The 19,341-nt window shown below is 68.0% G+C and carries 19 protein-coding genes and 3 pseudogenes; 11 read left to right on the forward strand and 11 right to left on the reverse strand.

The window, feature by feature from the left end; all coding sequences use genetic code 11:
- Window positions 1–59 precede the first annotated feature (59 nt).
- From ABZ434_RS20385 to ABZ434_RS20395, 3 genes are all read right to left on the reverse strand, one after another.
- Window positions 60–602, reverse strand: a complete 543-nt coding sequence (locus tag ABZ434_RS20385; RefSeq protein ID WP_359138484.1) for a hypothetical protein — start codon at window positions 600–602, stop codon at window positions 60–62.
- Window positions 603–1,022: 420 nt separating this feature from the next.
- Entirely contained in the window at window positions 1,023–1,586 is a 564-nt protein-coding gene (locus ABZ434_RS20390) for a dihydrofolate reductase family protein (RefSeq protein ID WP_359138487.1), read from the reverse strand.
- 283 nt (window positions 1,587–1,869) lie between these two features.
- Entirely contained in the window at window positions 1,870–2,352 is a 483-nt protein-coding gene (locus ABZ434_RS20395; protein ID WP_359138490.1) for a DinB family protein, read from the reverse strand.
- Window positions 2,353–2,493: 141 nt separating this feature from the next.
- Here ABZ434_RS20395 and ABZ434_RS20400 point away from each other — a divergent pair, with 141 nt between their 5' ends.
- The 3 genes from ABZ434_RS20400 (at window position 2,494) to ABZ434_RS20410 (ending at window position 3,891) form a co-directional block, all read left to right on the forward strand.
- Complete coding sequence (locus tag ABZ434_RS20400; protein ID WP_359138493.1) at window positions 2,494–2,958, forward strand: GNAT family N-acetyltransferase; 465 nt, start codon at window positions 2,494–2,496, stop codon at window positions 2,956–2,958.
- Window positions 2,959–3,007: 49 nt separating this feature from the next.
- Window positions 3,008–3,535, forward strand: a complete 528-nt coding sequence (locus ABZ434_RS20405) for an NUDIX domain-containing protein (protein ID WP_359138496.1) — start codon at window positions 3,008–3,010, stop codon at window positions 3,533–3,535.
- 176 nt (window positions 3,536–3,711) lie between these two features.
- Complete coding sequence (locus ABZ434_RS20410) at window positions 3,712–3,891, forward strand: hypothetical protein (RefSeq protein WP_359138499.1); 180 nt, start codon at window positions 3,712–3,714, stop codon at window positions 3,889–3,891.
- 199 nt (window positions 3,892–4,090) lie between these two features.
- Here the strand turns inward: ABZ434_RS20410 and ABZ434_RS20415 are convergent, their stop codons facing one another.
- Window positions 4,091–6,070: a discoidin domain-containing protein gene (locus ABZ434_RS20415; RefSeq protein WP_359138502.1), complete on the reverse strand. Its 1,980-nt coding sequence runs from the start codon at window positions 6,068–6,070 to the stop codon at window positions 4,091–4,093.
- 294 nt (window positions 6,071–6,364) lie between these two features.
- On the opposite strand from ABZ434_RS20415, the gene ABZ434_RS20420 reads away from it, so the two are divergent.
- The 3 genes from ABZ434_RS20420 (at window position 6,365) to ABZ434_RS20430 (ending at window position 8,041) form a co-directional block, all read left to right on the forward strand.
- The gene (locus ABZ434_RS20420) at window positions 6,365–6,865 is read left to right on the forward strand and encodes a DUF2975 domain-containing protein (protein ID WP_359138505.1); all 501 of its coding nucleotides are present in this window, start codon (window positions 6,365–6,367) and stop codon (window positions 6,863–6,865) included.
- Entirely contained in the window at window positions 6,865–7,116 is a 252-nt protein-coding gene (locus tag ABZ434_RS20425) for a helix-turn-helix transcriptional regulator (RefSeq protein WP_359138508.1), read from the forward strand. The genes ABZ434_RS20420 and ABZ434_RS20425 overlap by 1 nt, the downstream gene beginning before the upstream one ends.
- A gap of 490 nt (window positions 7,117–7,606) precedes the next feature.
- On the forward strand, window positions 7,607–8,041 hold the full coding sequence (locus ABZ434_RS20430) for a MarR family transcriptional regulator (protein WP_359138511.1): 435 nt from the start codon (window positions 7,607–7,609) through the stop codon (window positions 8,039–8,041).
- A gap of 100 nt (window positions 8,042–8,141) precedes the next feature.
- Here the strand turns inward: ABZ434_RS20430 and ABZ434_RS20435 are convergent, their stop codons facing one another.
- The gene (locus ABZ434_RS20435) at window positions 8,142–8,993 is read right to left on the reverse strand and encodes a phytanoyl-CoA dioxygenase family protein (RefSeq protein WP_359138514.1); all 852 of its coding nucleotides are present in this window, start codon (window positions 8,991–8,993) and stop codon (window positions 8,142–8,144) included.
- Window positions 8,994–9,108: 115 nt separating this feature from the next.
- On the opposite strand from ABZ434_RS20435, the gene ABZ434_RS20440 reads away from it, so the two are divergent.
- Window positions 9,109–10,125, forward strand: coding sequence for a LacI family DNA-binding transcriptional regulator (locus ABZ434_RS20440; protein WP_359138517.1), 1,017 nt, complete (start codon window positions 9,109–9,111; stop codon window positions 10,123–10,125).
- Window positions 10,126–10,160: 35 nt separating this feature from the next.
- On the opposite strand, the gene ABZ434_RS20445 is transcribed toward ABZ434_RS20440, so the two are convergent.
- Window positions 10,161–10,295 carry a hypothetical protein gene (locus ABZ434_RS20445; RefSeq protein ID WP_359138520.1) on the reverse strand — a complete coding sequence of 45 codons (135 nt, stop codon included), beginning with the start codon at window positions 10,293–10,295 and terminating at the stop codon, window positions 10,161–10,163.
- Window positions 10,296–10,311: 16 nt separating this feature from the next.
- A complete protein-coding gene (locus ABZ434_RS20450; protein WP_359138523.1) occupies window positions 10,312–11,145 on the reverse strand; it encodes a helix-turn-helix transcriptional regulator in 834 nt (277 codons plus the stop codon).
- Window positions 11,146–11,196: 51 nt separating this feature from the next.
- Here ABZ434_RS20450 and ABZ434_RS20455 point away from each other — a divergent pair, with 51 nt between their 5' ends.
- The 3 genes and pseudogenes from ABZ434_RS20455 to ABZ434_RS20465 all read left to right on the forward strand — a co-directional run bounded on the left by ABZ434_RS20455 (window position 11,197) and on the right by ABZ434_RS20465 (window position 14,549).
- Window positions 11,197–12,372 carry an MFS transporter gene (locus tag ABZ434_RS20455; protein WP_359138526.1) on the forward strand — a complete coding sequence of 392 codons (1,176 nt, stop codon included), beginning with the start codon at window positions 11,197–11,199 and terminating at the stop codon, window positions 12,370–12,372.
- 39 nt (window positions 12,373–12,411) lie between these two features.
- Window positions 12,412–12,644: pseudogene (locus ABZ434_RS20460) on the forward strand (hypothetical protein); the annotation flags it as partial.
- Window positions 12,645–13,793: 1,149 nt separating this feature from the next.
- Window positions 13,794–14,549: a 3-keto-5-aminohexanoate cleavage protein gene (locus ABZ434_RS20465; protein WP_359138529.1), complete on the forward strand. Its 756-nt coding sequence runs from the start codon at window positions 13,794–13,796 to the stop codon at window positions 14,547–14,549.
- 319 nt (window positions 14,550–14,868) lie between these two features.
- Here ABZ434_RS20465 and ABZ434_RS20470 read toward each other — a convergent pair.
- The 4 genes and pseudogenes from ABZ434_RS20470 to ABZ434_RS20485 form a co-directional block, all read right to left on the reverse strand.
- Window positions 14,869–15,799: pseudogene (locus tag ABZ434_RS20470) on the reverse strand (IS5 family transposase).
- 297 nt (window positions 15,800–16,096) lie between these two features.
- Entirely contained in the window at window positions 16,097–16,633 is a 537-nt protein-coding gene (locus ABZ434_RS20475) for a hypothetical protein (RefSeq protein WP_359138532.1), read from the reverse strand.
- 129 nt (window positions 16,634–16,762) lie between these two features.
- Window positions 16,763–17,296: pseudogene (locus tag ABZ434_RS20480) on the reverse strand (transposase).
- A complete protein-coding gene (locus ABZ434_RS20485) occupies window positions 17,293–17,832 on the reverse strand; it encodes a winged helix-turn-helix domain-containing protein (RefSeq protein WP_359138534.1) in 540 nt (179 codons plus the stop codon). The pseudogene ABZ434_RS20480 and the gene ABZ434_RS20485 overlap by 4 nt, the downstream one beginning before the upstream one ends.
- A 426-nt stretch (window positions 17,833–18,258) precedes the next feature.
- Between ABZ434_RS20485 and ABZ434_RS20490 the strand changes: the two genes are divergently transcribed.
- On the forward strand, window positions 18,259–19,317 hold the full coding sequence (locus ABZ434_RS20490) for a hypothetical protein (RefSeq protein ID WP_359138537.1): 1,059 nt from the start codon (window positions 18,259–18,261) through the stop codon (window positions 19,315–19,317).
- Window positions 19,318–19,341: the final 24 nt, after the last annotated feature.

The following is a 19,341-nucleotide window of genomic DNA, read 5'->3' on the forward strand; positions in this document are numbered from 1 at the left end:
AGCCCGACGCCGGGGATCAGCCATCCGTCTGTTGCGGCGGTACTGACGGCGATCGAGCTTCAGTCAGTGATGTACCAGTTGTTCTTGAGGTACTCCAAAGTGCTGCTGCCCAGGTCGCTCTCGGAGAACGTGACGGAGGCCTTGATCGCGTCGGTCGGGATCTCGACCTTGGCGGGAGTCAGTACCTCGACGCGCTGCGGGTCGACCGTCGCGGTTCGCAAAGCTTTCTTCTGCGCGGGCGAGATCATCTGGAACGTGACGACGAACGTCGACGTGCATGGTCCGAACCCTTGGTCCTCCGCCTGCTTCGCGGCCGGTCCGGCCACTTCGCAGACCGTGGTGATGTCCTCACGCCCCACAGCATGGAGGTACTGCTCGTACCGCTGGACCGCGCCCTCCTTCGTCCTGGGCGCGGACTGGTCACCGGTCGGCTCGGCCGGCGCCTCGGCTGACGGCTTTTCGGCCCGCGGTGACGCGGACGGTTCCTCGGACCGCGCCGGTGCGGACGGATGGGAGGGCTTCGCGGCCGTGGACGTGTCTTCTTCCGACTTCTCCGGACCGCACGCGCATGCCCCCAGCACCACGCACGTCGATACCGCCACGCCCACCATCGTCCGAACTCGCATCCAGCCCCCTCAGTAGCAGTCGGCAACAAAGGAGCTGACGCAGGATCTGAGAGAACGGTTCCCGAGCTCGTCCGGATGGGTTGCCAGTCGCCTTGAAGCGCCAGGGCTCGGCGGGCGCATGCCCGGGCCTGGTGCATCGAGTCGTCCGGTGACGACGATGCACCAGGGTGGGTACCTCGGCGAGCGTACGGTGCCTGCATCCGGCGTGCCGGCAGGCGAACCGGCGCACCCCCCTGGAACACGGCCGTTCGCCCCCGCATTCGGAAGATCAGCGGGAGAGCGCAGCCAGGAGGGCATGAGTCGTTACTCATGGTGGACGGATCACACAACCTGAGCTGCACCGTTACTCCTGAGTAGGAGGCGTCCTTACGATTGACGTAGTCGTGTGACGGGCGCTCAGCGCCGCGTCTCGTACCTGGTCAGGATCACGCCGCCGGGAAGCGTCCGCGTCTCCACCAGATTCAGATTCACCCAAATGTCCAGCGTGGCGAAGAACGGCGTGCCGCTGCCCACCAGTACCGGCGCGGTGGCCAGCACGTACTCGTCGATCAACCCGGCCCGCATGGCGGCCCCGGCGAGAGTCGCGCCCCCGATGTCCATCGGGCCGCCGTCCTCGGCCTTGAGCCGGGCAATCTCGGCGACCGCGTCGCCGGTGGCCAGGCGGGTGTTCCAGTCGACCTTGTCGATCGTCGAGGAGAACACCACCTTCGGCATGGCCCGCCAGCGGTGCGCGAACTCGATCTCCGCCGAGGTGGCGTCGGGCTGCTGGTCGGCGGTCGGCCAGTAGGAGCTCATCGTCCGCCACAGCTTGCCGCCGTAGAGGGACAGGTCGGTCGCCTCCAACTGGTCGGACCAATACTGGAACAGCTCGTCGCTCGGCACGCTCCAGCTGATGTCGTCACCGGGCGCGGCGATGTAGCCGTCCAGGGTCAGGTTCATGCCGTAGATCAGTTTCCGCATGGCGCCAGCCTCTCGTGAGTGGGTCTCACGCGTGCAGACCGGCGCGGCGCGGGGAACTCATCGGTGCGCGATCTCAAGCCGGGTGGCTCAGCGGCACGTCAGACTGGTCCGCACCATGACTCCGATGGGGCTCGAACGACAGGGGTGGTTCTGCGTCCACCGTGATCACGGTGGAGGCCGTCCACTCCCACAGCAGCCGTTGAGCTTTTGTGGACCGGCGATCCCGTGGGGAGGGCCCATAGGATGGGTATCGGCCGTCACGATGACAGTCCGGTCTCAGAACTCAGTCGGCGGCAAGTAGTTGCTCGCGCAGGATGTCGGCGTGCCCGCAGTGGTGGGCCAGCTCACGCAGGACCTGCAAGTACACCCAGCGCAGCGTGCGTGGTCCGGCCCGGTGGCCGGTCACGACGGTGTCCAGGGGCAGGCCGGTGACCACCGCCCGGGCCGTCGCGCAGGCCTCACGGTGGGCCGACGTGACGGACGCGACGGTGTCGTCGTGGTTGATCCGGAATGACTCGTCAGGGCTCTGAACCAAGCCGAGATCCCGGCGGGACGTGCCGCCGACGCACTCCTCGAACCACACCCGCTGCATCCACGTGACGTGCTTGAGCAGCCCGAGCAGCGTAGTTGCCGACGAGACGAGACGACGGCGTGCCTGCTCTTCGGTGAGGCCGTCGAGGGTTGCCTCGACGGCGCTGCGATACTCCGTCACGAACGCGTCGAGCTGGGCGCGTTCGTCGTCCAACGGCACATCGAACGAGCCCATCAGGTCTCCCGTCACGCCGCAGGCCGAGGGTGCGTCGCTTCGTGCAGAGCGGCGGCCCACGGCGACATCGACAACCCTAACGAAGTCGTCCGCGACAGAGGGCGGGGCCCGCCTCCTGCTGCGAGGTGACAGCATGGCCGCATGGATGCAGTGGGCCCGTGCGAGTTCGTCGTACGCCGCGTGAGTGAGTCCGAGGCGGACGCATTGATCGGCATCGACGCCATCGCGAGCGCCGGTGACGAGGAGCGGCAGGCGACCATCCGGAGGTGGTGCCGGCAGGGCCTGGCGGTCGTGGCCGAAGATGCGTCCGGCCCGCTCGGCTACTGCGTGGTGGAGTACACGTTCTTCGATCAGGGCTTCGTCACGATGCTGATGGTGGCGCCTTCCGCCCGTCTCAGGGGCGTTGGCCATCGGTTGCTGGAAGCCGTGGCGGCCTCGTGTACGACCCCGAAGCTGTTCACCTCGACCAACGTCTCCAATCAACCCATGCAGCGACTCCTCCAGCGAGCGGGGTGGAGCCCGGTCGGACTGCTCCACGGCCTCGATGAGGGCGACCCCGAGCTGTTCTACCTCTGCCGACGTCAGGTCGGAGCGACAGGCCCGTGACCAGAAACGGTCGGGCAGGGTTGTCAGTGGGACCTGAGATCGTGTCTCCGTGAGCGAACTGGTTGAGCACGTCGATGAGAATGACCACGTGTTGCGAGTCGTCGACCGGGATGAGGCGGTGCGTGAGAGCTGGCCGCATCGCATAGCAACGACGATCTGCCGTGATCGCGAGGGCCGGATCTTGGTGCTTCGACGGGCCGAGACAATGTCCCGGTTCCCTGGCCACTACGACGTGATGGTCGGCGGCGCCGTGAACGTGGGCGAGTCGTATGAACGGGCGGCAGTCCGCGAGCTCACTGAAGAGCTGGGCGTCCGTGTGCCGGTGCGGTTCCTGTTCAAGTTTCTTTGCCGTGCAGGGATTGGCCCCGTCTGGTTCGGGGTGCATGAGGCCGGCGTGTCGGATGCTGTGGTGCCGGACCCGGCCGAGATCGCCTGGCACGCCTGGATGACAGTGGACGAACTGTTGGAAGTCGCAGAGGAATGGCTCTTCGTTCCGGGAGGGCGGGAGGCCCTGCGCCGCTATCTCGAGTTCGGAGTCGGTAGGGGTGCGGGCAAGGGCGCGGCAGCGGCCGGATGATCGGCGGAGCGGGTCGCTCGGTGCAGGGCGGGCATCAGCTACGGGAGCCGATGACGGTGGTTCGCGGCCTTGGAAGGCGCCTGACCGCGGACCTTCTGTCGCTGGCTCCGCGGAGCTGAACGCCCTCCTCGTGCCGGTCGCGGCTGCCTCATCGTGAGAGGTACGGGGCCAGGCAATTGCCACCCCGGGGGCAGGGCCAGGTCGAGCGGCTGTTCATGTCCTGCTCGAACCGGCCGTACGGATTCACGTGCGTCCACAACAGCGGCAACGAGCGCGAGATCCGCCGCGCTGCCCAGGTGTTCGCCGACTTCCGCCTGGGTGCCCTCGACGCCGTGGACTTCGAGCTGTCGCTCTGACGCGAGCGAGAGCATCAGGTCCTGAGGACCAGGCCCCGAAGGGCGTCGAATTGACGTGGGAAGAGTTTCACGGACTCAAGCGGGCGCCGGCGGGCGTCGGCAGCACAAGGCTGCTGAGTTGACGGCCGTCTCGGACGGCGGTCCCTTCCTGCTGAGGGTTTCTTCCGAGCTTCCGGTGGGCCGGTGATGGCGGTCGAGATCAGGCACCGTACACCTGAAGCCCGGAGAGTTGGCCCGCCGGCCAGCCGGTGTTGGCCGTGATGGCGAGCCGGAGGTGTCGGGTTTTCGTGCCGGAGGGCAGGGCCAGGGTGGCGGTGTTGCCGGTGGACGGATCGAACGCGCAGTTCGTGGCTCCGAGCAGCTGGCCGAAGGACGTGCCGTCGGTGCTGCCTTGGACGGTGATGGTCTGTGTACGCGCGGCCCAGTTGGTGGCGGGTGGGAGAGTGAGGGCGATACGGCGGACACCGGTGGTGGAGCCCAGGTCGATCTGGAGCCATTGCGGGAAGGAGTTGTTGGCGCTCTCCCAGTAGGTGTTCGGATTGCCGTCCACGGCGTTGCCCGCGCCGTAGGTCTGTGTGTGGCTGCTTTCCGAAGCCGGCCGATGAAGGGCCAGATCGTCCGTTGCCGGGCCGTCGGCCGTGGTGGAGACAGTGACCCGGCCGGAGGGCTGGGAGACCGAGCCCGCCGCGTCGAGCGCCTGGATGTCGAAGGCGTAGGACGTCGAGGGGGAGAGCCCGGTCACCGTGAACGTCCTGGCGTCTGCGGCAGCGGTCCCGACCGGGGTCGCAGTGCCGTCGGTGATCCGGCGAATGCGGTAGCCCGTCACGCCGACATTGTCGGCCGAAGCCGTCCAGGCCAGCGCCACGGTGGTGCCGGTGGTGGCGGTGACGCGCAGATTTCCGGGGGCGGTCGGGGGCTGGGTGTCGCCGCCGCCGACGACCGGTGGGGTCGGGCGGGTGGCGGTGAGGGGAAGCAGCCCCTTCAGCATGCGGCCGCCGTCGCCGGTCAGGCGCAGGTAGTAGTCGGAGGAGCAGGCGGTTCCGTCCTCGTCGAGTGCGAGAAGGCCTGATCCGGCCGGCACCCAGTCCTGGGACTCCGCGGTCTTGGCGATCTGGTTGCCCTCGTTGTACTCGTCGAACATCGAGATGTAGACGCTGGGAACCCCGGCCCGGCCCATGTTGTAGAACTGCCGCCACATGAAGTCGCCGTGGGCGCGCTGTCGGTCGGTGACCCCACCGGGCAGGACGCACGGCTGGTAGTCGATGCCGTGCGCGGCGCACTCGGCGAGGTCGGGCACGGTGGCGACGTTGTAGAAGTTGTCGGCGTCCCCGACGTTGCCGATCCTGCCGACCAGCCACGGCGAGAGCATGTCGAAGGCGTGGTAGACACCGGTGAACCCCGGCCGGGAATCCCGGTCGCCCGTACGCCACCAGGTCGGCACCCCGCCGATGACGTAGCAGCCCTGCGCTCTGAACCAGTTGATCACGTCCAGGCAGGCTTCCGGGGCGAACGGCCGTTGGGCATCGTTGAAGCCGAAGCCCCAAATGCACACCACTGGTCGCCCGTTCTGCCGGGCGTAGGCGGACGAGTCGGTGTGCGCACGCATCTTGCCGATCCAGTCCGCCTTGATGTCCGTCTGCATGGTCGTCCAGTCGGACACGTCGTACATGATGTAGAACTTGACGCCCTCGGACTCCGCCGCAGCGCGCACTCTGCCCGCCATCGCGTCGCGGGTCGGCCCCTCCCCGCCGGTGGGGTTGAATCGCTGCAGGGCGGCGGTGTCGATGCCGTACTGCTTCATCCAGCGGAAGTGCACGTCGACGGTCGGCTGGTCGTAGGAGGAGAACAGCGAGGCCGGCTGACCGTTGCCGAGGTGGGCGAAGGCGGTGGGGTACGTGGTCGGATAGTCACGGACATCGGGCCAGGCCACGATGGCGCGGTTGGAGGGGGACGGTGCCTGGCCCCAGTTCTGCGCCCAGTGCCACCAGCCGTTTATCGGGGCGTTGTCTCCCGCGCAGGCGAACCAGCCCTGATACCCGGTCGTCACCTTGCCGACCACATCGCCGGGCCCGTCGGCCGCCGGGGCCGGGTTTGCGAGGGTGATTTCCCCGAGTCCGACGGCTCCGGCCACCCCGGCCGCAGTCGCGACCCGCAGGAACGTGCGCCGCGTGAAACCCATGGAAGCTCCTTCGGTGGGTGTTCCTTCGCTGCCAGGCGGTCGGCAGGCGCTGCAACTTGACGCGGAAGAGCGTATTGGCATGGACATGTTCGCGCAAGAGACAGCCACTGAGATGAAAAAAAGTGAAAACTCCAACCGATCGAGACTTGAGGACTTGGTGGTTCGCCTCGGCGCTTCCCGCGGTGGCCGCTGTGGCGAGCAAGCGCTGACGCGCCTGGGCGGTTGCGGTGACGCCCCCAGGTTCCCTATCGAGAAACGATAGATTATGATTGTGTTTCGATAGAGGGAGAGCTCATGGGAAAACTGACAATGCTCGCGTTGCGTTCGGTGGTCGGGGCGCTGCTCGCCAGCTTCGTGTTCCTGCAGGTGGTGATGGTGCTGCTGCTCTCCCGCGGGCCGGGGGGCGCCGACAGTGATGCTGCGGACATCCCCCGCGTTCCGGTCCTGGTGATCTTCATCCTCGGAATCGTGTGCGCCGAGACCGTCCTGACCTGCGTGTGGCGCCTGGTGACGATGGTTCGGCGTGAAACGGTGTTCTCCCACTCCGCCTTCCGGTACGTGGACCTCGCGACCGGCGCGTTTGCAGGAGCCGCGATCCTCCTGTGGGTGCTCGGAGTCGTCCTGGCGCCGGGTGAAGCCGTCGCTCCGGGGGTCGTCCTCCTGATTGGCGGGACCGGCCTGGCGGTACTCGGGATCGCGCTCGTCGTGCTCGTACTGCGGATGCTGCTGGCTCAGGCTGTTGCACGCGACGTCGAGGCGTCGCAGATGAAGGCCGAGCTGGACGAGGTGATCTGATGCCGATCACCGTCGACATCGACGTGATGCTGGCCAGGCGGAAGATGTCCGTGGGCGAGCTCGCCGAGCGCGTCGGGATCACACCGGCCAACCTGGCGGTTCTCAAGAACGGCCGCGCCAAGGCCGTGCGCTTCGCGACACTCGCCGCGCTCTGCGAGGTGCTCGACTGTCAGCCGGGTGACCTGTTGCGCTGGGAAGCCAGGGACGAGCTGGACGGTGCGCCCGGCCGGGAAGCACCCGTCTCCCACTGACTGATCGTTCGGAATGTGCCGAGCGGGTCTTGCACTCGCCGATCCTGGCGGGCAGGGGGCGTCTCGGCTCAGGCGGCTTCTGGCCGTCGGAACGAGTCGGCTCACGCGTGCACCAGTGCCTGAACGTCCGCGGTTTGGGTCCGTGCAGTCGCTCGACGGTGTCCATCCGGAACCCGACGGTGTCGGCGCGCATGCGGCTGAAGTCTTCGGTGACGGCGTCGGACAGCGCCTGGGGTGCCCCGGTGGGAAACGGAATCGTACGGCCTCGCCCGGTGTGGTCACTTCCAGGACCTCGATGTCGCGGCCGAGCGTCTCGGAGATGACCCGGAGCTGCGCGGTGACGTCGAACGTCTCGTCGCCGGTGAGGTGGTGCCCGTGTCCTGGTCACCGGCCTCGGTGAGGGCGAGGGCGCGACCGCGGTGATGTCCTCGGCGCGATCGGCGCATAGCGGCCCGGGCCGACGGGGTCGAGGACGTGGTTTCCCACCTGGATGGTGGGCAGTCTGCACGTCGGACAGAACTGCCTGCTCGCGGCGCTGTGGGAGCGGGACGGCAGCACGCAGGGCGAGGTCGCCGCCGCGTTGAACGCCACGGCGCCCACCGTCGTCAAGTTGGCTGACCGGATGACGGCCGCCGAGCTGCTCACCCGTCGCCGCGACGGCCAGGACGACCGCCTCGTCCGGCTCCGGCTCACCGACGCGGGGCGTGCACTGCCTAAACCGGTCGAAGCGGAACGGCGGTTGATCGAGGAGAAGTCACCGCGGATCTCACCGAAACCGCACGTGCATCCCTCTTGGGCGCCCTGGCGAAGGTCAGGCGGGCGGGCGAGCGAGCCCTCGATTACGGCGACTCCGACGACGATCTCCTGGCCGCACGACGACAGGTCCAGGAACGCACGGAGGTGGAGCAGGGCGCCGGAGACGTAGCCGAAGAGCGGTCCACCCAGGGCGGACGCGGCTGCTGTCGAGTAGGCCTGCCGGGGCTGACGGGCGGGGCCGGCGTGGCCTCCGGTGTCGCCGTAGCGGCTCAGGCATCTCCCATGACCAGACCCTCGATGGTGTGCTTCTGCGTCATGGGTGTCAGTTCGTCCACAACGGGACAGTCGAGGTGCCGGCGCACCCGCGCGGGCAGGGCCTCCCAGTACGTGCGCGTGACGGCGGTGTCGTGGCGGTCGCCGTTGTTGGCTTCCGGACCGTCGATTCCGAGGACGAGGACGGGGCGGGACTTGGCGGAGTGGTTGGTCGTCCCGCGGTGGATGGTCAGGGCGGTGCGGGCGGAAATGTCGCCTCGCCGGGGGTACTTGCGGACCGCTCGTTCCTGGTAGCGGGCATAGTGCGACCTGGGCGGGAACATGCCGTGCTCGAACTCAGGGCTGTCGTCCCACTGCGTGCCCGGGGCGATCTCGAACGGTCCCATGTCCTCGGCCGTGTCGACGGTGGTCACGTTGAACGCGAGGGAGGTGAGGCGCTGTTCACGTCGTGTTTCGTCGGGGATGGGAAAGTCGCGGTGCCAAGGCTGGTTGACCGCGCCCTTCAGCGGTACGTCGAATCCGAGCTCCACGATGCGGTAGTCCGGCCCCAGCGTAGCGGCGCAGAGGGAACGTACCCAGGGATGCTCCACCAGCTCCACGAAGCCCCTGATCTGCTCGGGGTGGATCTCGACGTAGAACCGGTTGGGGCCACGGCCGACGGCGCCGCCGGGGCGGCTCAAGGCGTCCTTGAACGCCTTGTCCACGTCCTCGCCGAGCTGATCCGCCCACGCCTTGGTGAAGGCTCCCTTACGTGCGGTGATGCCGTCCCTGTAGAGGGCCTCCGTGTCCGGTGACACGTCGACGTCCAGTTCGCTGACGGCGATGCCCGGGAAGATCTGCGCGCTCATGTTGCGCCTCCTTGCGCTTCGATGACTGCGTCCATGCTGCAACGATGAATGCGACGTTGCAATAGCTGTCTCAGGATTCTGGTTTCCGTGATCGTCACGTGGGAGGATGTGGACCGTGAGCAGCCGTCTGAAGGATGTCGCCGCCCTCGCCGGGGTATCTACGCGAACCGTTTCCAACGTGGTCAGTGGCTCGGGGGCCGTGGCGGAGGAGACGCGTGCGCGGGTCCAGGTGGCCCTGGACGAACTGGGCTATCGCCCCAACGTCGCCGCCCGTAACCTGCGTGCCGGCCGTACCGGCCTGATCGGCCTGGCCATCCCGGAGCTCCACTCGCCCTACTTCGGCGAACTCGCCGGGCTGATCGTCGAGGCCGCCCAGCAGCGCTCGTGGACCGTCGTCATCGATCAGACCTTCGGAGACCGGGAGGCGGAGAGAAGGCTGCTGGACGGCACCGGCGGTCGTCTGGTCGACGGTCTCATCATCAGCCCGTGGTCGCTCGGCCCGGAGGAGCTGACCGGCCGTTCACGGGATGTGCCGGTCGTGCTGCTCGGCGAGCAGCAGGCGCGTGGGCTCGCGGACCGGGTCGCCGTTGACAACGTCCTCGCCGCCGATGAAGCCACGACGCACCTGCTACGAACCGGGCGCAGGCGAATCGCCGCGATCGGCGCGCAACCCCACCTGCGCAACGAGACCGCCCGGCAGCGGCTGGCAGGCTACCGACAGGCACTGCGTCGCGCCGGGCTGGAACCGGACCCCACCCTGGAACAGTCGGTGACAACGCTGCACCGCAAGGACGGAGCGGAGGCGATGACCGCTCTCCTGGACGCGGACAACCGGCCGGACGCCGTCTTCGCCTTCAGTGACGAACTTGCTCTGGGCGCGCTTCACATCGCCATCGCGCGAGGCGTTCGCGTCCCGCAGGACCTCGCCGTGGTGGGATTCGACGGGATCGAGGACGGACGGTACGCCAATCCGCCCCTGACCACTGTGGTCCCGGACAAGCCGCAGATCGCCGAGCGGGTTCTGCAATGCCTCGCGGACCGGATCTACAGCCCCGCCTCGGCGGTGCCGCCCCTCGACATCGTGATCCCTCACCGCTTGGACGTACGCGCCAGCAGCGGTTCAACCGGCTGAAGGGAGAGGGTGGATACGCTCTCTCCCGCGTTGTCCTATGGGCGGGCGGGCCGGGTATGCAGTGCGTCGCTGGTCACTACGGTCCCCACCCGGTCGGGCAGGGCGCCCAGGAGGGGCTGGAAACGGGTGATCTCGTCGGGCTTCTTGCCGACGACCATCTGAACAAGCACCAGGCCGCTGACGTGATCACACGCGGCCAGGATGGATTCTCCGTCCGCTAGGCCCAGTCTGACAACGGATCTTGACGACCTGTGAGTCGGCTGGGCCGTACGTCAGAGTGGGGGGGCGGCTGCCTGGGGTGTGTCCGAACGTGCGGCGGAATACGTCGATGAAGGTGCTCGCGGATGACCAGCCGCATCGGAGGGCCACGGTGGTGACGGGGCTGTTGTCGGCGAGGAGGATCAGTGCGTGGTGGAGCCTGACCTGGGTGCGCCATTGGGGGTAGGTGAGGCCCAGGTCGTCGTGGAGGCGGCGGGAGAGGGTGCGGGCGCTGGCGCCGATCTGCCGGCCGAGGTCGTCGAGGGAACGGTTGTCCGCCGGGTCGGCACGCAGGATGTCGTGCAGTTCACGGAGCAGAGGGCTGGTGGGGGTGGGCAGGTACAGCGGCTGCTCGAGGGAGATCCTGAGCTGGTCGAGCATGACGGCGCGCAGACGCAGGTGGGACGGGCTGTCGTCCTCGGGGTCGCGTGTGTAGGCAACAATCAGTTCGCGCAGTAGAGGGCTGACGGTCAGGACGGCCGGGGTGTCGAGGCCGAGGGGATTCTCGGTGACGGGCAGACCGACGAGGTGGAGGTCGAGTTCACCGTGGGCCTGGTGGTGGTGGACAGTGCCTGCAGGAATCCAGAGCGCACGGGTGGCTGGAGCGATCCATGAGCCGGCGTCAGTGGTGACGGCGATGGTGCCCTGGCTGGCGTAGACGATCTGGTGATCGTCGTGGCGGTGCGTGTCGATCTCGCCGCCGGACGCAAGACGCTGGGTCCGGGTCGGCGCAACGGACTCGTGGCGGATTTCCTTCATCATCTGGCAATCTATCGAAAGCGGGACAGCTGTCGCCTCTTCCAGCATGGTCGGGTGCGAAGGAATACAACGATCTCTCTGCTGTCCGTGGGGCATGCCTGCGTCGACATCTACCAGGGCGCCGTCGCGGCGCTGATCCCGTTCTTTGTTGCCGACCGCCACTACAGCTACGCCGTCGCCTCCGGCATCGTGCTGGCCGCGTCCCTGCTGTCGTCGGTGGCCCAGCCGGTGTTCGGCGCGCTCACCGACCGATGGGCGATGCCGTGGCTGCTGCCGGTCAGTACGCTGCTCAGCGGCATAGGCATCGCGCTGAGCGGTCTGAGCGGCTCCTACGGGCTCACCCTGGGCTTCGTCGCGATCTCCGGGCTCGGGGTCGCCGCCTACCACCCCGAGTCCGCCCGCGCGGCCCGGCTCGTCAGCCGGGGCAGCCACAGCGCGATGAGCTGGTTCTCCCTGGGCGGCAACATCGGCTTCGCATTCGCCCCGATCATGGTGTCGGTCGCAATCGGGCACGGCTCCCTGAGCTGGACGCCCGTGCTGGTGCTGCCCGCCCTGGCAGGCGCCGCGCTCTGCGTGCCGGTGCTCCAGATGCTGAGTCGCAGTCAGGTCGGGGTCTCCCCATCGACGCCGGTCACCGGCCCCGACGACGTGTTTTCGTTCGTGAAACTCTCCTTGGCCGTAGTCTTCCGCTCCATCGTCTTCACCGGTCTGAGCACCTTCATCTCCCTCTATGCCCAGCAGCGCATGCACGGCGGCACCACCGCGGGGACCGCGGCTCTGTTCCTGCTGTTCCTGGGCGGCGCCGTCGGCTCGCTCCTCGGTGGTTCCCTGGCCAACCGTTACGACCGGGTCCGTGTCTCGCGCTGGTCCTACCTGGTCTCGATCGTCGCCGTCGCCGGAGTGATCTGCACGCCCGGCCCGGCCCTGTTCTTCTTCGTGGCCCTTGCCTCCGCCGGCCTCTACGTCCCCTTCTCGCTGCAGGTCACCCTCGCCCAGGACTACCTGCCCTCCCGCATCGGCACCGCCAGCGGCGTCACCCTCGGCCTCACCGTCAGCATCGGCGGCCTGATCAGCCCTCTGATCGGACGCCTGGCCGACACCACCTCCCTGCAGACCGCCCTGACACCCCTGATCGCCATGCCCGCATTGAGCTGGCTGCTCTTCCGCGCCCTGCCTGAGCCCACCGCTCCCGAGCCCCAACCGGCCGTACCGCCACAGCAGAACGCGTAACACCTGCACGGCCCCGCGACCACGCACATGCCGCAATGACGCGGACAGGCATGCGGCAGACCGCCTGCCTTCGACCGCGACCTTCACACGACCGCATCGTGGTCGTGTGCTGCTTCGCCCGCCTCAGACAGTTCTGCGCAATCGCTGCCCGCTTCGATGAACTGACCACGCGCTACGAAGCGGGAGTTCAGCTCGCCTCGCTCATACCTTGGCTCCGCGAGCCCGCCCGCCGTTGTCAGACACGGCCTGGCGCGGGCGGCGCCGCGCATTGACGACCCGGCTACCTTCACCGGACCAGGCCATCGGGCCCATTCTGACGATCTGCTGGCCAGGCCCCTACTGCCTGCTTCAAGGCGTCCGCGTCGACGCGGGTGAGGAGTCGGCTACAGGTTGTGGTGGAACGTGACGAAGCCGGGCGCGGCGCGAGGGCCACGCCCGTGTCCGGGTGGTCGAAGACCATCACCGGCCGGCTCTCGTTCCAGGCCCGCGGCCGGTGTGATCGAACTCAAGCAGATCAGCAACGTCACAATCGTCGGTGTCGGCAGCTCCAGGAGCAGTCGGCCGCCTGGCCGCAGCGCCCGGACCATACGGCGCAGCGCCTCGGCGCCGGCTCTCTCTCCGTACCCCTGGGGCTGGCCGAGCGGGTCGGCTCGACGGGAGCCGTGGTCGCCACCGGCATCGACGCAACGGCGAACTCTGCAGGCCAGGACCAGACGCGTGAAGAACTCGGTGTCTCAGTGCACCGGCGCGACCTCAGTGCATAAGGGCGCATTACCCATAGGGACTTGCCAGTTCCCTCTGTCACGATTCTGCCGACGCGGCATAGCGGACTGCGGTCATCGCGTACGGCTGAAATCTCAGGCGGATGGCAGCCGCCACCCCCAGGCCAAAGCTCACGCGCAAGTCGTCCTGGTCGGAGACAGCGCCCAGCAGACCTACACCTGGCCCGGCGCCCGCGACATCATGACCGGATCCGACGGCACCCACCTGCCCCTGCGATGTACCACCTCAAGCACGCCCAACGGGTCGCCGCGGTCAGGGTGGAGCGGACTGCTGACAGGCACGCCCCGCCGGCGAGCCTCGAGCATCAGCGGCCTCGACACCACCGCCATGTGCCGGGGCCGTACCGCACGCCGAAAAGTGCCCAGACCGCCACAGCCTTCGGGTCTGTGCTGGAACGGATGCGGGTCGGACCCTCCATCACTTTCCTGGAGGCCGATCGAGCCGTCGCCGTCGGCATCGAGCCGAGTGAAAGCCTCCTGGCGCTCGTCGAACTGCAACGTTCCGCGGAGGGACCGGGTATCAAAGCCGGTGGCGCAGTGCCGGAGGACGGTTCCGAGGTCCGCATCGGCACCCGCACCGTGTCACAAGCCGGGGCGGGTACTGCCGTGCGGCCAGTGCGGTCTGCGAAGATCACGCACATGCTGCAAGTCTGTCTGAACGGTGCGCGGACCCGCACCGAGTGCCCCGTGCTCCCGATATCTCCGGCGGAATTGGCGCGTGCTGCCCGGGCCGCGGTCGCGGCGGGCGCGCAGGACATCCATCTCCATGCCAAGACCCCGGAAGGTGAAGACACTCTGGAACCGCACATCGTGGCGGCGGCGGTCACCGCCGTCCGAGCAGCGGTCTCGAACATCCCCGTCGGCGTCACCACCGGCGCCTGGACCCTCCCCGACCCCGCTCAGCGTGCTGCCCAGATCCGCTCCTGGACCGTCCTTCCCGACCACGCCTCAGTGAACTGGCACGAGGACGGGGCCGACGAAGTCGCAGCAGCACTGCTGGAGCGTGGGATCGGCATCGAAGCCGGCATCTACTCCGGAACCCGGGCGGCGCAACGATTCCTTGCCTGGCCCCGGGCCCATCGGGTGCTGCGCATCCTGGCGGAGGTCACCGATTCTGATCCGCGGACTGCCGCAGCCACGGCGGCCGGACTCATCAGCGAACTCTCACCGGCCGCTGAAGCACCCCTCCTCCTCCACGGCGAAGGACCCGCCTCGTGGCCTGTCCTGCTCATGGCCTCCTCCCACGACCTGTATATGCGCATCGGCTTGGAAGACGTGCTCCACTTGCCCGACGGGACCGCCGCCGATGACAACGCCTCACTCGTCCTTGCCGCACGCGACATGATCGAGTCCGCTGGAACGCTTGGCGGAACCTCCACGTCCCCACACCAGTAGTGCTTCGCTACCATGAGACCTCAGCGGCCCCTGTCAGAGACCATCCGCAGGAAGGCGAAGCGTGCCGCACCCTGCGTCTGGCCGGCAGACCATGATGGAAGAGGCGCTTGCCGCTCCCAGGACGCGCAGGATCACGCGGGCCCAGCCGCCGTAGACCTCGGAGCCGGTTACGGCGACGTCGCCGCAGCGCGGCCTCCCGAGAAAAGCGAACCCCATCGCCTCGAAACGGCGGCGGGCCAACTTCCCCGCCTGCCCACCACTCGCTCGCTATAGGGGAGCGTGAGGTCGCAGCCGACTAGTCTAGGTTCTGTCCGGTCGATCATGTGCGGAGCCAGATGACGAGTGCTGCTGCGGTGACGGTGCCGAGGTAGATGTATCCGCGCTTGTCGTAGCGGGTCGCGACGGCTCGGGCGTGCTTGAGCTTGTTGATGGCCCGTTCGACGGTGTTGCGCTTCCTGTAGCGGTCCTTGTCGAAGCCTGGAGGCCGTCCCCCGCGTGAGCCCTTGCGTAGGCGGGCGGCCCGGCTGTCTGTCTTCTCCGGGATCGTGTGCCGGATGCCGCGTCTGCGCAGGTAGTTGCGGCAGGGGCCATTGCTGTAAGCCTTGTCGCAGGCCACGCCGTCCGGCTTCTTCCGAGGTCTGCCCGGACCGGTGCGGGGGACACGAATCTTCTCCAGCACAAGCTCGAACTGCGAGCAGTCGGCTCGCTGTCCCGCGGTGAGGACGAGGGACAGCGGGCGGCAGCGGCCATCCGCGCTCAGGTGGACTTGCTGGTGAACCCACCCCGCGAGCGGCCCAGGCCCTCGCCTCCAGCACCACCTCCGCCAGGTGGGCGACGAGGCACTGCCACGGCGTCTCGTCCTGGTGTTCTGCCGCCCCAGCCCTCTTTGGGGAAAGGGCCGGCGGCGGATCGTTGCGAGCGCCGGCCGCGTGCTGATGTGCCCGGACGATCGTGGAGTCCACCGAGACGTCCCAATCGATCTCACCGGCCGCGTCCGCCTCAGCCTGGAACTGCTGGAGCAGGCGCTCCCACGTTCCGTCCGCGGACCACAGCCGGTGGCGCTCGTAGACCGTCTTCCACGGGCCGAACCGCTCGGGCAGGTCGCGCCAGTGCACGCCGGTCCGCACGCGGTGAAGGATCCCGTCGATCACCTGCCGGTGGTCCCGTCACCGGCCACAACGCCTGTTGCTGACCGGCAGGAACGGTCGCAGCCGTTCCCACTCGGCATCTGTCAGGTCACCCCGCGCCATACCCGAACCAACGACCAGGACAAGCGAAAGTCACATGATCGACCGGAGAGAACCCAGGTGTGTCACCAACGTCCCCGGACAACACACCTAGGCCGACACCGAAGGCGACCCCGACTGGGGCGTCGCGGTCGACTCCACCATCGCCCGTGCCCATCAGCACGTTGCCGGGGCCCGGCCGGCGAGTCGGCCGGCCCTGCGCTCGGACACTCGTGGCGAGCCGGGGTCGCCGGGGGCCCTCGCCCGGCACGCAGGTCCCTTCCGGGCGCGGAGGTCAGATGCCTCGGCGGCTGCCCGGTTTCAGGAGCAGGGGATGACGAAGTTGTCGAAGGAACGCACGGCGGTGAGCAGGCGGTCGTCCCCGTAGTAGGGGCCGGTCTGCTCGTAGTGCACGTCGAGGCGGTAGGTCCCGCACGTGATCGCTTCGTTCATGGCGCCCAGGCTGGTGCGGTAGCTGGGGGACACCAGCGTCCAGAGTTTGAAGCGTCCCTCTGAAGGACCCTCCTGCCCTGGGGTCGGCTTGATGCGGACCGTTGCACTCGCGCCGGCCGGGTAGTTCTCGCTGGCGGAGTACCAGATTCCCCAATCCCGGTAGGTGGTCCTCTTGGTTTCGATGGTGAAGTGGTATGCACCCTGGCGGTTGAGGACATCGACGCAGGTGCGGAGATCGGTGTACGTGGTGCGGCCGTCGCCGTAGAACCCCTCCCAGGGACTGCAGTAACTGCCGACCTCGGCGGTGTCCCCGTCATCGGCCGACGCGGCGGCGGGGGCAACAAGACCGAAGGCGGCCAGGGCGACGGTCGCGGCGATGGCGCGAGTAAAACGCTTGACCCTCATGGTGTCCTCTCTGTCCGTCAGATGCCGCGGCACACGCGGCAGCATCTGTAACGACCGGAGGACTGATCTGGGAATGCTTCATCAGTGTGAAGACCGGATCGAACGGGTGATGTGGCGGAACCCGGGTCACTACTGAGGTTCTAGGCGTGGTGTCGTCAGTGTGAGGCCGGTCCCGGTGAGACATCCGTCGATGATGTCGCTGCGGTATTGGATCTGGCGGAGGCCGTGCCGTAGCCGGCGGATGAGGTGGTCGGGGTCGGTGAAGGCGGTGTTGGCCTGGGTGGTCCGACGGAGTACTGACCAGATGCCTTCGAAGGGGTTGAGGTCGGGTGCGTAAGGCGGCAGGTGGTAGGCGGTGATCCAGTTGAAGGCCCGCATGCGGCGGTCTTTGGACGTTCAGGTTGTCCCATATGAGGACGATGGGTCCGTCGAGCTGCTGGTGGGCGGCGATGAGGAGGTCGCGGTACTCGGTCCAGGCGAGCTCTTGCGGCCGCCGCTCTTGTGGTCGGTATGCCGTTTGGGCCGGTAGATCGGGCGGGATCGTTCGCCGGGCTGGTAGCAGCACAGGGCTGCGACGGAGAAGCGACGCTGGGAACGGCCCCGGACGCGGATGACCGGGGTGGATCCGCGTCTGCCCCACGTGCGTGAGGTCGGCGGCGTCATCGAGAATCCGGCCTCGTCTTCGAAGACGATCCAGGCCCCGAGCGCCGCCGCGGTGGTTCCAGGTGCGGCCACACCTCCTTCACCCAGCCGGCGACGGCTGCCTCGTCGCGCTCGACGGCACGACGGGCCGGAACCTGATGGCTCCAGCCACGGCGCCGCAGCATCTGGGAGATCCCCGACAGCGTCATGGACTGGTGGAACCGTCGGCCGATCAGCGTCTTGATCCGGGCGAGCGTCCACCGCTGGTCCGGCCAGCCGTGAGCGACCGGTCCCTTGGCCAACTCCTCCTCGAGCACCGCGAACAGTCGGTCATTCAGCTTCGGACGGGACACCGGGCCGCGGGAACGGACCGCGTCCTGGCCAGCCTCCCGCCAGGACCGCCGCCACCGCTGAACCGACCGGACGCTGACCCGTAACTCCTTCGCGATCTCCGTACTGCCACGTCCGTCGGCGAACATGGCGACCGCTTCCATCCGGACCCGCTCGCGAAATGCTTGCCTCTCCGCGGTCAGACCCCCACCCTGCGGATACCTCATACCTCCGGCATACCGCGACGATCACCAACCGTCAGCCCCTACGACAAGACGACTTCAAGGTCAGTAACGCTGAAGGCCGGTGCGGTCCAAGCCGAATCAGCCGGGCATCACGGCAAAGAATGTGTCTGCGTCGGGCCAGAGCACCGTTCTTCGCCAGCAACATCGCGAAGAGCCGTGGCGACCCGCTACGACAAGCGCGGATACATCTACCTCGGCACCGTCACCGCAGCAGCACTCGTCATCTGGCTCCGCACATGATCGACCGGACAGAACCTACGCGCCGCCTCGCGACAGCGACGAGAAGAATGCCACTTGAGGTCGGGAATCTCTGCAGGAAGCCCTCCGGTCTCTGCCAACTCCGTTACCGATACACTCAGTTGTCCGAGCCCGGAATGACCGGGCCCGCGGGGTGGGGAGTGGAGCGCCATGAGCGACACACGCATGGACGATGTCAGCGGTCGGGGATGGAGCAGACGGCAGCTTCTTCGCGCGGGCGGTGGCTTCGCGGCGCTCGCGGCGGGCGTCGGGGCCCCGCTGATCGCGGCGTCCCCCGCAGCTGCCGGGGACCCTCTCGTCTCCCCGCACTTCGTCCTGGCCGGCAACGGTGGGAACCCGGTTCTCAGGGCCACCCTCCACCAGCCGTACTGGGCGATGCAGTCCTTCGCCTACGACCACGTCAACGCCCAGATGTACTTCGCCCAGCACCGGGTTGGTACCAGCGCGGGTCACAACGGTGACCTGTGGATCTCCCGGACGGACCTGGCCGGCAACGTCCTGGGCGCCTCGACGATCCAGGGGTTCGGCCACGGCTCCTCCATGGGCGTGGAGCCGGCCGGCGCCGGCGCGCTGCCCTACCTGTGGATCGAGGGCGGCGACTCCGACGACAACGGGGCGGGTGAGACGCTCGCGCGCTTCCGGTACGCGGACGGGATGGTTCTGAAGTACACGGACCCGGTCACCCCCATCTGGAACCGGACCCCGACGTTCGACAGTTTCGCCAAGCTCCCGCGGCCTGCGATCGACCCGTACGCCAACCGCCTCCTCATCCGCTACGCGACGCAGGAGCCGGCCGACCGCGTCTGGCGTATCGCGGTGTTCTCGATGGCGGACGCCGTCGCGGGACGGCTGGGCCAGGGCAACCGGATCGCCGAGCGCGCGATCCCGAACAACGACGAACTCGGCCTGACCGACGCCGACCTCTTCCAGGGCATAGCGCTGTGCGGTCGGTTCGCGTACCTCCTGTACGGAGGCCCGAACCGGACCTCGTACCTCGTGACCCTCGACCTGAACGCCACCGGCGGCACGTACTACGACAAGTTCGCGACGGGCGCCGGTGCCTCCCTCAACGGCCGCGAGGCCCAGGGCATGGCCATCTGGATGGCCTCGGGTGCCCCACGTCTCGCCTTCGGCTACTCCTCCAGGCAGAGCACCGACACCGACCACTTCGAGGCCAGCGTCTTCTACAAGAGCGACTTCGTCAACTGATCCACGGGCGAGGGGCACTCTGCT

Origin of the sequence: Streptomyces sp. NPDC005761, from assembly GCF_040630635.1 — a bacterium.
GTDB lineage: Bacteria > Actinomycetota > Actinomycetes > Streptomycetales > Streptomycetaceae > Streptomyces.